13 protein-coding genes are annotated in these 15,267 nt (G+C 69.4%); 8 read left to right on the top strand and 5 right to left on the bottom strand.

Annotation, left to right across the window (positions count from 1 at the left end; all coding sequences use genetic code 11):
• Positions 1-195: 195 nt before the first annotated feature.
• Genes glcF through H7F53_RS11435 form a run of 3 tightly spaced genes read right to left on the bottom strand, consistent with a single transcriptional unit; the run spans position 196 to position 4,087 of the window.
• Positions 196-1,470 carry a glycolate oxidase subunit GlcF gene (gene glcF / locus H7F53_RS11425; RefSeq protein ID WP_185679616.1) on the bottom strand — a complete coding sequence of 425 codons (1,275 nt, stop codon included), beginning with the start codon at positions 1,468-1,470 and terminating at the stop codon, positions 196-198.
• Entirely contained in the window at positions 1,467-2,603 is a 1,137-nt protein-coding gene (locus H7F53_RS11430) for an FAD-binding protein (RefSeq protein WP_185679617.1), read from the bottom strand. The genes glcF and H7F53_RS11430 overlap by 4 nt, the downstream gene beginning before the upstream one ends.
• Positions 2,603-4,087: an FAD-linked oxidase C-terminal domain-containing protein gene (locus tag H7F53_RS11435; protein WP_185679618.1), complete on the bottom strand. Its 1,485-nt coding sequence runs from the start codon at positions 4,085-4,087 to the stop codon at positions 2,603-2,605. Before H7F53_RS11435 ends, H7F53_RS11430 begins: the two co-directional genes overlap by 1 nt.
• Positions 4,088-4,194: 107 nt before the next feature.
• Here H7F53_RS11435 and H7F53_RS11440 point away from each other — a divergent pair, with 107 nt between their 5' ends.
• The 3 genes from H7F53_RS11440 (at position 4,195) to H7F53_RS11450 (ending at position 7,700) form a co-directional block, all read left to right on the top strand.
• Positions 4,195-5,988, top strand: a complete 1,794-nt coding sequence (locus H7F53_RS11440; RefSeq protein ID WP_379542847.1) for an IlvD/Edd family dehydratase — start codon at positions 4,195-4,197, stop codon at positions 5,986-5,988.
• A 139-nt stretch (positions 5,989-6,127) separates the two neighbouring features.
• Positions 6,128-6,805 carry an FCD domain-containing protein gene (locus H7F53_RS11445; protein ID WP_185679619.1) on the top strand — a complete coding sequence of 226 codons (678 nt, stop codon included), beginning with the start codon at positions 6,128-6,130 and terminating at the stop codon, positions 6,803-6,805.
• Positions 6,806-6,854: 49 nt separating this feature from the next.
• Positions 6,855-7,700: a fumarylacetoacetate hydrolase family protein gene (locus H7F53_RS11450; protein ID WP_185679620.1), complete on the top strand. Its 846-nt coding sequence runs from the start codon at positions 6,855-6,857 to the stop codon at positions 7,698-7,700.
• Positions 7,701-7,713: 13 nt separating this feature from the next.
• On the opposite strand, the gene H7F53_RS11455 is transcribed toward H7F53_RS11450, so the two are convergent.
• Positions 7,714-8,454, bottom strand: a complete 741-nt coding sequence (locus tag H7F53_RS11455) for an SDR family oxidoreductase (protein ID WP_185679621.1) — start codon at positions 8,452-8,454, stop codon at positions 7,714-7,716.
• Between the two features lie 14 nt (positions 8,455-8,468).
• Entirely contained in the window at positions 8,469-9,299 is an 831-nt protein-coding gene (locus H7F53_RS11460) for an SDR family NAD(P)-dependent oxidoreductase (RefSeq protein WP_185679622.1), read from the bottom strand.
• A gap of 198 nt (positions 9,300-9,497) precedes the next feature.
• Between H7F53_RS11460 and H7F53_RS11465 the strand changes: the two genes are divergently transcribed.
• The 5 genes from H7F53_RS11465 to H7F53_RS11485 are packed head-to-tail and all read left to right on the top strand — an operon-like array spanning position 9,498 to position 15,240.
• Positions 9,498-10,733 carry an MFS transporter gene (locus H7F53_RS11465; RefSeq protein ID WP_185679623.1) on the top strand — a complete coding sequence of 412 codons (1,236 nt, stop codon included), beginning with the start codon at positions 9,498-9,500 and terminating at the stop codon, positions 10,731-10,733.
• A gap of 4 nt (positions 10,734-10,737) precedes the next feature.
• Positions 10,738-11,493, top strand: a complete 756-nt coding sequence (locus tag H7F53_RS11470) for an SDR family NAD(P)-dependent oxidoreductase (RefSeq protein WP_185679624.1) — start codon at positions 10,738-10,740, stop codon at positions 11,491-11,493.
• Positions 11,490-13,034, top strand: a complete 1,545-nt coding sequence (locus tag H7F53_RS11475; protein WP_185679625.1) for a PQQ-dependent sugar dehydrogenase — start codon at positions 11,490-11,492, stop codon at positions 13,032-13,034. Before H7F53_RS11470 ends, H7F53_RS11475 begins: the two co-directional genes overlap by 4 nt.
• Positions 13,031-14,164, top strand: coding sequence for an aldose epimerase family protein (locus tag H7F53_RS11480; protein WP_185679626.1), 1,134 nt, complete (start codon positions 13,031-13,033; stop codon positions 14,162-14,164). The genes H7F53_RS11475 and H7F53_RS11480 overlap by 4 nt, the downstream gene beginning before the upstream one ends.
• Positions 14,161-15,240: a ComEC/Rec2 family competence protein gene (locus H7F53_RS11485; RefSeq protein WP_185679627.1), complete on the top strand. Its 1,080-nt coding sequence runs from the start codon at positions 14,161-14,163 to the stop codon at positions 15,238-15,240. The genes H7F53_RS11480 and H7F53_RS11485 overlap by 4 nt, the downstream gene beginning before the upstream one ends.
• The last annotated feature ends 27 nt before the right edge of the window (positions 15,241-15,267 follow it).

Raw genomic sequence — 15,267 nt, forward strand, 5'->3', positions numbered from 1 at the left:
ATCCTCCCTGCACCAACTCACGTGCGCCGCCGCTGCTTGGCGGAGGCGTCACGACACTGGCAGGCCACCACAGCCGTCACGGCCATTGGCTTGACCTTCTTGTACACTGTATACAGATACAGTCAACGGGTTCTCGTCTCGGGCAGGTCTCCTTTGCGGTCGGGACCACCGAAAGTGTGTCGGTGATGCCAAAACTCAACAGTTGGCTGCGGCCACCCCCGGAGGAATCGGTCCGCCGCTGGCCCAATCCAGCAGCTCGACCAGATGCACTGTATGCAGTTGATCCGCGGCAATCTGGCCCATGCAGCCGATATTGCTGCTAGCCACGATGCGCGCGCCGGTCGCCATCAGTGCTGCCTGCTTGCGGGCCTTAAGCGTGGCCGAGAGCGCGGGCTGGAGAATCGCATAGCTGCCAGCAGAGCCGCAGCAGATGTGGGCCTCAACCGGATCCCTGACGTCGAAGCCGGCCGCGACCAGCAGGGCGCGCGGCGCAGTCTTGACCTGCTGGCCATGTTGCAACGAGCAGGCGCTGTGCCATGCCACCGGTACACCGGGCGCAAGGCATGATGGCAGGGCGGGCAGCCGGGCCAGATACTCGGCAATATCGACCGCCTTTCCGGAGACCGCAGCAGCACGGGCGGCCATATCCGGATCCTGAGCGAACAGCGCCGGGTAATCCTTGATCACAGTACCGCAGCCCGAGGCGGTGATCACGATGGCATCGACCGGCCCGGCCGCCTCCCAGGCCGCAATGTTGGCGCGGGCATGGGCCACGGCAGCGGGCTCGCGGCCCAGATGGTGATCGAGCGCACCGCAACAGGCCGATTGCCGGGTGATCACCACCTCGATCCCGTGGCGGGCAAGCAGGCGCAGCGCGGCATCGTCGATCGCCGGTCGCAGGACCGGCTGGACGCAGCCAAGGTGGAGGATCACCCGCCCGCGCCGGGGGGCAGCCGGAGCAAGGGCCTGCCTCTGCTCCGCCAGACCCGGCGCGGCGAGCGTGGCGGGAACCATCGCGATCATGGCGGCGAGTGGTGCGGGGAGGAGCCGGCTGAGCGGCCGCGCGAGGCGTCCGGCGCGCAGCAGCAGGCGGAACAGGCGCCGCCGGGTGAGCAGTGCCGGTAGCGCGGCACGGAGCAGCCGCTGCCCCAGTGGCCGGCGATGACGGGTCTCGATATGCGCCCGGGCGGCATCAACCAGATGCATGTAGTCCACCCCTGACGGGCAGGTCGTGGTGCACGACAGGCAGGACAGGCAGCGGTCGATGTGGTGCACCGCACGGGGCGACGGCGCCAGGTCGGGCGCGGCCAGCATGTCCTTGATCAACCAGATCCGACCCCGCGGGCTGTCGAGCTCGTCGCCAGTGACCAGGTAGGTCGGGCAGGTGGCGGTGCAGAACCCGCAGTGCACGCACTGTCGGATCCGCGCCGCGGCGCCGTCCAGATCGATGCCGGCCGGTCTTTCGCTCATGCGCCGGCTCCAGGGGCGGCCCGCGGCGACAGGATCCCGGCGGGATCGAACAGGGCCTTGAGCCGGGCCGAAAGCGCTGCTGGCCCGGGTTCGAGCGGCGCGCGGGGGGGGATGTCTCCGGCGGGTCCGCGCAGCCGTTCGGCATGCCCCTCGCGCCCAGCGGCGGTCGCCAGCGCGGCATGGACATCGAACTCGGCCAGCTCAGGCGGCAGACTTAGCCAGGCCAGGGCGCCGCCCCAGTCAAGCGTCAGCCCGGCGCCAGCGGGGAGCAGCGCGGCCAGAGCGGGAGCGCGGCTGGCGGGGAGCGCACAGCGCCAGAGACTGTCCCCGGCATCGGTCGCCGCGGGCAGGCAGGCCGCGGCGGCCCACAGCGCCCGGCTCGCGGCCCCCTCGACCAACTCGCCGCTGGGCAGCCTGGCCTGTGCGGCGGCGACCAGTGCGGGCAGGGCCCGGGCAGTCGATTCCAGCCTTAGCAGCACCATGCCGTCCCGCCAGGCCGCGCCGGTCAACCCGCCATCGACCATCAGCGCCTCGGCTATCAGCCGCACCGCGCCGGCCGCCGTGGCGGCGGGCAGGCGCAGCGTTGCCTCGGCCGGGGGGAGCGGCAGCACCTTGAGCGTCAGCTCGGTGATCACCGCGAGGGTTCCGCGCGAACCGGTGAGCAGCCGTGGCAGGTCGAAGCCGGTGACGTTTTTCAGCACCTTGCCGCCGGCGCGGAAGATCTCGCCGCGCCCGGTGACTCCGGCCAGGCCGAGGACATGGTCCCGCGCGGCACCCGCGAAGGGACGACGAGGACCGGACAGGGCGCAGGCGACCGTCCCGCCCAGCGTGCCCTCACCCTGTCCCCAGATCGCGGCTGGGGAGAGCGGCTCGAAGGCGAGGCACTGGCCGGCGTCGGCGAGCAGTGAAGTGATCTCGGCCAGCGGGATGGCGGCCGGTGCGGTCAGCAGAAGCTCGCCCGGATCGTGCTCCACCCGGCCACCCAGCGCGGTCAGGTCAAGCCTCGCCGCCGCCTCGCCGGGGCCGAGCCCCGGCTTGCTGCCGCTGCCGGTCACCGCGAGGGTTTCGCCCCGGGCGCCGGCGGTGCGCAGGGTCTCTGCGAGGTCCTCGACGCAGGCGGGACGGTAGACCATCAGAACCGCGGCAGGTCGGGGAAGGGAAGCTGCCCACCATGGACATGCATGGCGTTGAGCTCGGCGCAGCGGCTCAACGTGGGGAACACCTTGCCCGGGTTGAGCAGGCCGCGCTCGTCGAACGCGCATTTCAGCCGGCTCTGCACGGCGAGGTCGACCGGACCGAACTGGTGCTCCATCAAGTCGCGCTTCTCGACCCCCACGCCGTGCTCGCCGGTCAGTACCCCACCGGCATCGACACAGGCCTTGAGAATCTCGGACCCGGCAGCCTCGGCGGCCTCGGTCTGGCCCGGGATCCGCGCATCGTACATTACCAGCGGATGCAGGTTGCCGTCGCCGGCATGGAACACGTTCGCCACGCCGAGGCCATGACGGGCGGCGATCGCCGAGATCTCAGCCAGGACCGCACCCAACTGGCGGCGCGGGATCGTACCGTCGACACAGTAATAGTCCGCGGCGATGCGTCCCACCGCCGGAAAAGCCGCCTTGCGCCCGGCCCAGAACAGCAGGCGTTGGGCCTCGTCGCTGCTTTCCTTCAGGTGCTGGCAGTTGTGGGCCTGGGCGATCGCGGTGATGCGGGCGATCTGGTCGTCGACTTCGGCCGGACAGCCATCGGCCTCGGCGATCATCAGCGCGGCCACGTCGGTCGGATAGCCCGCTTGAACAAAGGCCTCGGCAGCCCGGATTGCCGGCGCATCCATCATCTCCAGCCCGGCTGGGATAATGCCCGCGGCGATGATTGCGGCCACACAGTCGCTCGCGTCGGCCACGCTGGGAAAGCCCAGCAGCAGCGCGCGCTGCGTCGCCGGCCGGGGCAGGATGCGGACCGTGGCCTCGGTCACCACGCCGAGCAGGCCCTCGGATCCGCAGACCAGTCCGAGCAGGTCATAGCCCGGCTGCTCCATTCCCGCCCCGCCCAGTCGCAGCACGGTGCCGTCCATCAACACGAGTTCGACCCCCAACAGGTTGGGGCTGGTTGTGCCGTACTTGAGGCAGTGCACGCCCCCGGCGTTCTCTGCCACGTTGCCGCCGATCGAGCAGGCAATCTGGCTTGACGGGTCGGGTGCATAGTAAAAGCCTCGGGCGGCGACTGCCTGGGACACGGCGAGGTTGGTCACGCCGGGCTGGACCACGGCCACCCGGTCGGCGTAGTCGATCGAGAGGATGCGGTTGAACCGGGCCATGCCCAGCACGATGCCGTCGGCCAGCGGCAGCGCCCCGCCCGAGAGCGATGTGCCCGCTCCGCGCGCCACCACCTTGACCCCTTGCGCGTGGCACCAGGCCAGCACCGCCGAGACCTCGGCCGTCGTGCGCGGCAGCACGACCGCCAACGGGCTCTGTCGGTACATGGTGAGGCCATCGCTGCCATAGGGCGAGACGCCGGCATCGTCGGCGATGACGCCATCGGGCACCAGCGCGGCGAGGGCCGAGGCAATCTCGGCCCGGCGCGCCATGACCGCGCCGTCCGGCGGCGCCATCTTCATCGCGGGGTCGCGCCCACAGGCACGCGTTTGACAGTCATAAACTGTCGTCTATATACAGTTTGGCGGCCGCGCAAGGCGGCAGACAGCGCCGATGCGGGGGAGACCGGGTGACAGCCAGCGACAGACCTGACGGTGCATCGCCACGGCGCCTGCGCTCGCAGGACTGGTTTGCCAATCCTGCTCGGCCCGACATGGTCGCGGTCTATCTCGAGCGCTTCATGAACTATGGTCTGACTCCGGACGAGCTCCGCTCGGGGCGGCCGATCATCGGCATCGCGCAGTCTGGCAGTGATCTCAACCCCTGCAACCGGGTGCATCTGCAGCTGGCCCAGCGCGTGCGCGAAGGGATCCGCGATGCCGGTGGAATTGCGATGGAATTCCCGCTCCACCCGATCTTCGAGAACTGTCGCCGGCCAACCGCGGCCCTGGACCGCAATCTCGCCTATCTCGGGCTGGTCGAGATTCTCAACGGCTATCCGCTGGACGGCGTGGTCCTGACCACTGGCTGCGACAAGACCACGCCGAGCGGGATCATGGCCGCCGCCACGATGGACCTGCCCGCCATCGTCCTGTCGGGCGGGCCGATGCTCGACGGCTGGCACGAGGGCCGCAGGGTTGGGTCCGGTGCGGTGATCTGGGCCAGCCGCAAGCGGTTGGCCGCCGGAGAGATCGACGAAGAGGACTTCATCGCCGCTGCCGCCGCCTCGGCCACGTCGGTCGGTCATTGCAACACCATGGGCACAGCCTCCACCATGAACGCCATCGCCGAGGCGCTGGGTCTGTCGCTGCCCGGCTGCGCGGCGATCCCGGCAGCCTGGCGTGAGCGGGCACAGTATGCCTACGCTACCGGACGACGCATCGTCGAGATGGTCGAGGAGGATCTGCGTCCGAGCCGGATCCTGACCCGCGAGGCTTTCCTCGACGCCATCACCCTGACCGCGGCAATCGGCGGCTCGACCAATGCCCAGCCGCACATCACCGCGATGGCCCGTCACGCTGGCCAGACCGTGACTGTGCAGGACTGGCGCGAGCGCGCCAGTGTTCCGCTGATCCTCAATATGGCCCCGGCCGGGACCCATCTGGGCGAAGGCTTCGCCCGGGCGGGGGGTGTGCCCGTCGTGCTCAAGGAGCTGGCCCGCGCCGGCCTGCTCCACCCCGATCGGATGACTGTGACCGGCCACACACTGGGCGCCAACATCGCCGATGCGGCAGATGCCGATGGCGACGTGATCCGCACCGTGGCCGAACCTCTGCTGCCCGCGGCCGGGCTGCTGCCCATCACCGGCAACCTGTTCGATTTCGCGATCCTCAAGGCCAGCGTGATCAGCGACGGGTTTCGTCGGCGCTATCTCGAGCGGCCCGGCGCTGCCGGGGTCTACGAGGGCCGCGCGATCGTGTTCGACGGCGGCGACGATTACCACAACCGCATCAATGACCCCGCGTTGCAGATCGACGAGACGTGCATCCTGGTGATGCGGGGCGCCGGGCCACTGGGGTGGCCGGGTAGCGCCGAAGTGGTCAACATGCAGCCGCCCGACGCCCTGATCCGCGCCGGGATCACCAGCCTGCCGACAATCGGGGACGGACGCCAGTCCGGCACGTCGGACAGCCCGTCGATCGTCCACTGCAGCCCCGAGGCGGCGGCGGGCGGGGGACTGTCATGGCTGCGCACCGGCGACATCATCCGGATCGATCTCAACACCGGCCGCTGTGACGCCCTGGTCGACGAGGCTGAAATCGCCCGCCGCCGCGCCGAGGTCCCTCCTGCGATGCCGGCAAGCCAGACCCCGTGGGAGGCCATGTACCGCGCCCACGTCGGCAGCCTCGAAGGCGGTGCGGTGCTGGAGTATGCGGTCGAGTTCCAGCAGGTCGGGGCACGATTGCCCCGCCACAACCACTGAGGCGTCGGGATGGTGCGTTCCCCCGCTCGGTTGGCGCGGCGCCGCTTGCGTGGTCCGAATTGGCGACTATATGCTAGCCCCGAGGCGGAGACGGGCGCGGAAGGGCTGCATCGGCTCTGGCAAAGAGGAATCTGGCTCCGTGGCGACTGTCGAACACCTCGCCCCCAGCGAAACCCCATCCACGTTGCGCAACCACATCGCGCGGGTCCTGCGCCAGCAAATTCTCGAGGGGCGCTTCAAGCCGGGCGACCGCCTGAACGAGAGCCAGATCGCGCGCGAGTTCTCGACCAGCCGCATCCCGGTACGCGAGGCTCTATCGCATCTGCAGGAGCAGGGCCTTGTAATGAACCTCGAGCGGCGCGGGATGTTCGTCATCCAGTTGTCCGAGGTGGAAGTGCAGCAGATCAACTCGCTGCGGATCGTGCTGGAAGCCGAGGCGATGAAGCTGGCCCGCGTGCACATGACCGCGGAGGTCCGGGCGCAGCTCGAGGCATTGGTCGAGCAGATGGAGCACTGGGAAGGGCCGCTGGCCGAGGCGGCCGATCTCGATCGCCGGTTCCACCAGCTCATCTGGCGCACTGCGGGCAACCCCTGGCTGGAGCGCATGCTCGACCAGCTGACCATCGCGCTGTTCGCCCACAAGACGTTGGAACACGTCAGCCGCGAGATGCGGCAATGGCGGCTCAACCACCATCGCGAGCTGCTCGACGTGGTGACCGGCGGCAACGTCGATCCGCGCATGGCGCTGCTCACCCACCTGCGCATGGCCTATTCCGAGCCGGAGCGCTTCTCGAGCATGGCGCTCGCGATCGATTGAGGCCCCGCCGTCCGGCAGGGCCATTCCTGCCAGATGAAAGGGCAAATTCATGAAATTGCTGCGTTATGGGCCGCGGGGCGCGGAATTGCCGGGCATGCTCGACGACACCGGTCGGATCCGCAGCCTGGCTGGCGTGGTGCCGGACATCGATGGCACGCTGCTCGCCCGCCTGCCCGCGGAGCTAGCCGGCATTGACCCCGCCACGCTGCCGCTGGTGGAGGGTGATGTGCGCCTCGCCGAGCCCGTCGGCAGGGTCGGCAAGTTCCTCTGCATCGGCCTGAACTACATTGATCACGCCCATGAGGCGGGCATGCCCGTGCCGGCCGAGCCGATCATCTTCACCAAGGCGACCTCAAGCATTATCGGCCCTAACGACGATGTGTTGCTGCCGCCCACTTCGGTGAAAAGCGACTGGGAGGTCGAGCTCGGCGTCGTGATCGGCCGCGAGGCGCGCTACGTCACCCCGGAGGCGGCGCTGGACCACGTGGCCGGGCTCGTGCTGGTGAACGATCTGTCCGAGCGCGAGTACCAGCTTGAACGCGGCGGGCAGTGGGACAAGGGCAAGGGCTGCGACACCTTTGGCCCGTTCGGGCCGTGGCTGGTCACGCTCGACGAGATCGCCAACATCAACGATCTCGATCTCTGGCTCGACCTCAACGGGCAGCGTATGCAGACTGGCAACACCGACAAGCTGATCTTCGACGTGCCGACCGTGGTTTCCTATGTCAGCCAGTTCATGAGCCTGCAGCCGGGCGACATCATTTCGACCGGCACACCCCCGGGCGTGGGCATGGGGATGAAGCCACCGGTGTGGCTGAAGGAAGGCGACGTGATCGAGTTGGGCATCACCGGGCTGGGCACCCAGCGGCAGCAGGTCAGGCGCTGGCCCGGCTGAGTGGCCACGCTGCCTAGAGGCTCATCCCGCCATCGATCACGATGGTGCTGCCGCTCATGAAGGTGGCCTCGTCGCTGGCGAGCAGCACCGCCACGGCAGCGATCTCCTCGGGCGTGCCGATCCGGCCCATTGGCTGACGGGCGATGAAGGCAGCCCGCGCCGCGGCAGCATCGCCGGTGGCGGCGAGCCGATCGGCCAGGCTCGGGCTGTCGACCGTGCCCGGGCTGATCGCATTGCAACGGATCCCGTCGGCGATGAAGTCCCGCGCCACCGACATGGTCAACCCGATCACCGCGGCCTTGGTCGTGCCGTAGGCACAGCGGCTGGGCGCAGCCATGATCGACGAGACCACCGAGGCGATGTTGATGATCGACCCCTGCCGCCGGGCGCGCATTGCCGGGAGGAAAGCCCGGATGGTCGAGGCCATGGCCAGGACGTTGAGCTGCCAGCTGCGCTCCAGGTCGGCCGTGCTGGTTTCGAGGATCGTGCCGTTGGCCACCCAGCCGGCGCAGTTCACCAGCACGTCCACCTCGGGGTGGGCAGCAGCGGCTTCGTTCACCGCAGCCTCGTCGGTGACGTCGAGCCGCAGGGTGGTGGCTGCCGTGCCCGCATAGGCCTCGGCAAGGCGATCGGCGACCACGTCGGTGGCCACCAGCGTGGCGCCCGCGTCCAGAAAGGCGCGGCCGATGGCCAGTCCGATGCCCTGTCCGGCGCCGGTGACGAAGGCGGTCCGCCCGGCCAGCCTGGTGCTCATGGCGACGGTCCCGCTCAGGCCGGATAGAGTCCGGCGGCTCCGTCGATGCGGACCACCTGACCAGAGACGAACCCGCTGTCGGGCCCGGCGAGGAACGCGACCACCCCCGCAATCTCCTCAGGGGTGGCATAGCGGTCGAGATCGGGTCCGGCCGCCATCATCGCCGGGTCGGTCGGCCGGGTGGCGAGGAAGCGCGCGCTCATCGTTGGACCTGGCGACACCACGTTCACCCTTACCCCATGGTGCCGGAGCTCCATCGCCAGGCAGCGGGTGTAGTGGACGATCGCCGCCTTCATGCAGCCGTAGACTACTTCGCTGGTGACCGCGCGGTGGCCGTTGAGCGAGCCGAAGTTGATCACGCTGCCCTGCTGGCGCTCCTTCATCCCGGGGAGCACGGCGCGGCAGACCAGCATGGTGCCGATGAAGTTGCGGTTGATGATGGCCTGGGTGTCGGCCAGGCTGATGTCGAGCGCGCCGTTCGGATCGGGCTTGCCGCCAGCCGCGCCAATATCGCCGCCGGCACAGTTCACCAGGATCGACACCGGGCCCAGCGCCTGGCGCGTCGCCTCGACCATCGCCGCAACCTGCGCCTCGTCGGAAATGTCGCCGAGCACGGCGGTGGTACGGACGCCCTGCTCGGCGGCGAGCCGCTCCGCGAGACCGGTCAGGCTCTTTTCCTCGCCGAACTGGGCCGGCGCGCTTTCGGAGATGTCGTGCACCGCCACGTCGGCGCCGAGCTCGGCCAGCCGGGAGGCAATCGCGCGCCCCAATCCCCGCCCTGAACCGGTCACGAGTGCAACCGATCCGGCCAGGCTGGCCGTGCGGACCCGCGACCATTCGTTCATCCCCGCTCTCCTTTTGGCGAAATGACTGTCTACAGTTGCCCGGCCCAAGCGTTTGGCCGTACCCTTGGTTTTGACAATGAACCGCAGGGCTCCGATTGACAAGTCAAAAGCGTATTCAGTATACACTTGGGAGGGCTCGCCGAACGAGGCGGGCCAACCCGGCCGGATGGGGCAACAGTACGTGAGGGGACCGCAGGCATGACACCGACCCGGGTACGCCGCCAGGTGGTGGGGATTGCCCTTGCCCTCGCGATCCTTGCCTATGTCCAGCGCGTGGCGATCAGCCAGGCGGCCGGGCCGATCTCGACCGACCTTGGCCTCGACAAGGCCCAGATGGGGATGGTCTTCGGCGCCTTCGGGCTGTCCTACGCCTTGTTCGAGATCCCGATGGGGCTCAGCGGCGACCGGCTCGGGGTCAAGAAGATCCTGACCCGTCTGGTGCTTGCCTGGTCGTTCTTTACCGCCCTGACCGGGGCGGCCTGGAGCCTTGCCTCGATGTGGGTGATCCGCTTCCTGTTCGGCGCGGGGGAGGCCGGGTGCTTTCCCAATCTCACCCGGATGCTCAGCCAGTGGCTGCCGCGTCCCGAGCGGGTCAAGGCCCAGGCCCTGATGTGGGCCTGCACACGGTGGGGCGGAGCGGTGACCCCGCCGCTGGTGCTACTGGCGATCAATGTGGTCGGCTGGCGCTGGGCCTTCGTGATGTTCGGCCTGCTCGGCGTGGCCTGGGTGCTGTGGTTCAGGCGCAGCTTTACCGAGAACCCCGCCAACCATCCGGGGGTCAACGAGGCCGAACTGGCGCTGCTGGCCGAATCGCAGGCGCTGGTGGGCCAGTCTCACGGCAGTTGGCTGGCTTTGCTGCTGCGCCCCCAGGCACTGCTGCTGTGTGTGCAGTACTTCTGCTGGTCCTATGTCTGGTACTTCTTCGTTACCTGGATGCCCACTTTCCTTGGCGAGGTACACGGCCAGAGCGCGGCGGGCATGGCCGGACTCTCGGTGCTGCCGCTGCTGATGGGCGGGCTGGGCTCGCTCACCGCCGGACTGCTGCCGCTGGCGATCCCGCGCCACACTGTAGCCATCATCTGCTTCATCAGCGTGGCCATCCTGATGGCCCTGGTGCCGTTCGCACCCAATGTCTGGGTGGCGATCGGCCTGCTCGCGCTGACCGCGTTCCTGGGCGACATGCTGGTCCCGATCAGCTGGAATCAGTGCGTCGAGCTGGGCCAGGGCTATACCGCGACGATGGGCGCGGCGATGAACATGTTCGCCAATTTCTCGGGCTTCCTCGCGCCGGTGGTCGGAGGAATGTTGCTCAAGGCCAGCGGCAACGACTGGGCCCCGATGCTCTGGCTGATGTCGGGTGTCGCGGGGCTGGGTGCCATGAGCTGGATCATCATGGGCGCGGCCGGCACGGCCCCCGCCGTGGCAAAGGGGTAAGCCAATGCAGATTTCTCTCGCCGGCCGTACGGCCGTGATCATCGGGGCCAGCGGTGGCCTGGGCGAGGCCATGGCCGAGACGCTGGGCAGCGCCGGGGCGCGGCTGGCGCTGGTTGGCCGGCGCCGCGACAAGCTGGAGGCCCTTGCAGCCCGGCTGGCAGTGGACGGGGTCGAGGCGGCCGCCTTCACGGCCGACGTGACCGACGAGGCCAGTGTCGCCGCGCTCGCCACCAGCGTGCAGGCCTGGGCGCCGCACCCGCAGATCCTGATCAACTCGGCGGGAACGAACATCCGCAAGCCGCTGGTCGAATTCAGCCTGGCCGAGTTCCGCAGCGTGATCGATTCCAGCCTGATTTCAACCTTCCTTGCCTGCCATGCCTTCGTCCCCGGCATGACCGGCACGGGCTATGGCCGGATCATCAACCTGGCCTCGATGCTGGCCCATGTCTCGCTGCCCGGGCGCACGGCCTATTCCGCGGCCAAGGCCAGCCTGCTGGGGCTGACCAAGTCGCTTGCGCTCGAGCTGGCCGATCAGGGCATTACCGTGAACGCGATCAGTCCCGGCCCGTTCGGCACCGAGCTCAACCGCGTGGTGATGGATGATCCCGTGGCCAACGCCGCCTTTCTTGCCAGCCTGCCGGTCGGGCGGTGGGGTAAAGTCGAGGAAATCGGAGGGCTCGTGACCTACCTCTGTTCGGACCTCGCCGGCTTTGTGACCGGCACCGACATTCTCATCGATGGCGGTTGGACCGCACGGTGATCCGGCGCTTGGGCCTTGCCGCGGGGCTGGCGCTGGGCGCCGGGATGCTCGCGGCCCAGGCGCCTGCACCGCCTGCCGCCAATGCCGGGTTCGGCGGCGGCCGCGAGCTGCAGCGGCTGACCGGCGAGCGTTTCACCGACAATTGCAGCGGCTGCCACGGCGCGCCGGGCTCGGCGGGGCGTGCGCCCAATCTGTTCGACCCGCGCCTGCTCGGCTCGCGCAGTGACGAGGAACTCTACCGCACCATTGCCAAGGGCGTCGCCGGGGCCGAGATGCCGGCCTTCGAGGAGATCCTGCCGGCCGAACAGATCTGGCAGATGATCGCCTGGCTGCGGCTCGAGGCGGAGAGCAAGCAGCCCCGCCCCCAGTTCGTCGCCGATCCGGCCGGCGCGGTGATCGCGACAGAGCAGCAGCGGTTCCGGATAGACGTGGTGGCCGAGGGTCTCGACACCCCCTGGGGTCTTGCGTTCCTGCCCGATGGGCGGCTGCTGGTGACCGAACGGCCAGGCCGGCTGCGCCTGATCGATCACGCCGCGCAGGACCGGCGTCGGCTGCGGCCCGAGGCGGTGCGCAACACCCCGGTGGTGTGGGCCCGTCAGGATGCCGGGCTGATGGATGTGGCGATTGATCCTGATTATGCCCGAACCGGCTGGATCTACCTCAGCTTGGTCGAGCTCAGGCCCGGCTACCAGCTGCCCCCCGCTCCGGTGCTCAAGCCGGGCGAGCGGCCGCCGAACCACCCGTCGATGACCGTGATCGTTCGCGGCCGGATCAACGCCCGGGGCGAATGGGTCGACGCGCAGACCCTGTTCCGCGCCCCGCTCGACCGGTACACGCCCAGCGGCGTGCACTATGGCTCGCGGCTGGCGTTCGATCCGCAGGGCCGGCTGCTGTTCACCGTTGGTGAGCGCGGCGACATGAAGAATGCCCAGGACCTCGCCACCTCGCTGGGCAAGCTTCACCGGATCAACCGTGACGGCAGCATTCCCGCCGACAACCCGTTCGTGAACCGTCCGGGCGCGGTGCCGTCGATCCTCTCGTGGGGGCATCGCAATCCGCAGGGCCTGGCCTTCGATGCCGCGGGCCGACTCTGGGAATCCGAGCACGGGCCGAGCGGTGGCGACGAGATCAACCTGATCCAGCCGGGCGGCAACTATGGTTGGGGCGTGGTGTCGATGGGGATCCAGCCGGGCATCTCGGCGCGCGAGCACCCCGGCATGATCGGCCCGGTCGCCTATTATACCCCGACGATCGCACCGTCCGGCATCGCGCTGTACCGGGGCCGCCGCTATCCGGCCTGGACCGGCAACCTGTTCGTCACCGCGCTGGCTGGGCAGCACCTGCGGCGGCTGGTGCTCGATGGCGATCGCATCACCCACCAGGAGGTGCTGTTCAAGGCCTATGGCCGGGTCCGGGCGATCACCACCGGCCCTGATGGACTGCTCTACGTGCTGCTGCAAAGGCCGACCGGCGAGGGTACCGGGCAGCCGCTGTCGGCCTCGACCCCCGGGCTGGTGATCCGCCTGGTGCCGCTGCCATGAGCCGCTGGGCGCTGCCGATCCTTGCCCTGGCCATGGCCCCGGCTCCGGCGCTGGCCGGGACGGCCCGCATCGCCCCCTTCGGCACCAATGCCAAGGGTGAGGTGGTGGAAGCGGTGACGCTCGTCAATCGGCGGGGGATGAAGGTCGTCATCCTGACCCGCGGCGGGGCGCTCGCCGAGATTGCGGTGCCCGACCGCCGCGGCCGCCTCGCCAACGTGGTGCTGACCCGTCCAGACTTCGCCGCATGGGATCGCGGCGGCGCGTTCAACACGCTGATCGGGCGCTATGCCAACCGTATAGCAGGCGGCGGCTTCAGCATCGACGGCCAGCGTTACGCGCTGCCCGCCAACCCCGAGACCGGGGTGACGATCCACGGCGGGCAGAGCCAGACCGGCGGCGGCTGGGGGACCAAGCTGTGGACGGCGCGGCTGTTCGAGGACCGCAGCAGCGCCGGGGTCGAACTGCGGCTGACCAGCCCGGACGGCGACAACGGTTTTCCCGGCGCGGTCACCGTGTCGGCCACCTACCGGCTGAGCGACGCGGGCGAGCTGCGGCTCGACTGGCGCGCCGAAACCACCCGGCCGACCCACCTCAACGTCACCAACCATGCCTATTTCAACCTTGCCGGGCCAGGTCAGGCATCGGTCGACCGCCTGCGCCTGCGGCTGTTCGCCAGCCGCTACACCCCGGTCAACGAGCGCCTGATCCCCACCGGCGAGGTCGCCACGGTGGCGGGAACCCCGCTCGATTTCCGCGCCGCCCGGCCGATCGGGCCGGCGCTCCGCAGCGCCCATCCGCAGATCGTCCTGGCCAGGGGGATCGATCACAACCTGGTGATCGACGGACCGGCGGGGACCCTGCGTCCGGCCGCCGAACTGGTCGATCCGGTCTCCGGACGCTGGCTGCTGGTCTCGACCACCGAGCCGGGCGTGCAGGTCTATACCGCCAATAACTTCAACGGCAGCCAGCCCGCCGGGGCCGGCCTGCTGCTGCGCCAGGGCGACGGAATCGCTTTCGAAACCCAGCACTTTCCCGACAGCCCCAACCAGCCGGCCTTTCCCTCGACGCTGCTGCGTCCCGGCGAGGTCTTCACCTCGACCACGGTCTTTGCCTTTGGAGTTACCCGATGAGGCTGCTTGCCCTGACCCTGCTCGCTGCACCGGCGTTGGGCCTTGGGGCGCCCGCCCGGGCGGATGATCTGAGGATCATCAGCATCGATGTCGAAGGCGGCGCCGCCACGCTCTACATCACCCCACAGGGCCGTTCGGTGCTGATCGACACCGGCTGGCCCCGCGGCCGCGGCGGCCCCCGGTCCGGGCCGGGCGGCCCGCCGGTGCCGTCCTCTCCCGCCAGCGCCGAGCGGATCGTCGCTGCGGCGCGCGCAGCGGGGCTGACCCGGCTCGATCACGTGATCGTCACCCACTACCATATCGACCATGTCGGCGGGTTCGCCGAGCTGGCCACGCTGATGCCGATCGGCGAGGTGATCGATCATGGTCCCAACCGCGAGCCGCTGCCTGCAGGGCTGAGCCCGGCCGCGGCCGCCTCGGCGCCGGCGACGGTCTATCCGCAATATGTCGCTGCGCGCGCCGGCATGAAGCATCGCACGATGCAGGCCGGGCAGCGGCTGCGGATCGGCGGGCTCGAGCTGGTGGCGGTGCACAGCGATGGCGTGCTGGCGCCGCCGCAACCCGGGGCCGGAGCCGCGGGAGTGGGCTGCGATGAGCCCGCGACCATGGCCGAGAACGGCGGTGAGGAGAATCCCCGTTCGCTGGGCCTGCTGCTGCGCTGGGGCAAGGCCCGGATCGTCAGCCTCGCCGACGCGACCTGGACGCTCGAGCACGGCCTGGTCTGTCCGCGCAATCGCATCGGCCGGGCCGACCTGATGTTCGCCGACAACCACGGCAGCGCGGTGTCCAACCCGCCGGCGCTGGCCGCCAGCCTGCGGCCGCGCGTGGTGGTGTTCAACAATGGACCGACCAAGGGTGCCGATGGCGTGGTGCTCGAGCGCTACAAGGCCCTGCCCGGCGTGGCGGTATGGCAGCTGCACGGCGCCACGCGCACGCCCGCGGCCAACACCGCGCCGGAGCGGATTGTCAACCTCGATCCCTTCGGCAACGCCAATCTGGCGATCACAGTCTCGCGCGAGGCGCGGATCACGATCCGCAATCCGCGCAACGGGCTGTCCGAGACCTATGTGCCCTGAGCGGGCTGGTGCCGCTCCCGCATAAAC

It is taken from the genome of Novosphingobium piscinae (assembly GCF_014230355.1).
Lineage (GTDB): Bacteria > Pseudomonadota > Alphaproteobacteria > Sphingomonadales > Sphingomonadaceae > Novosphingobium > Novosphingobium piscinae.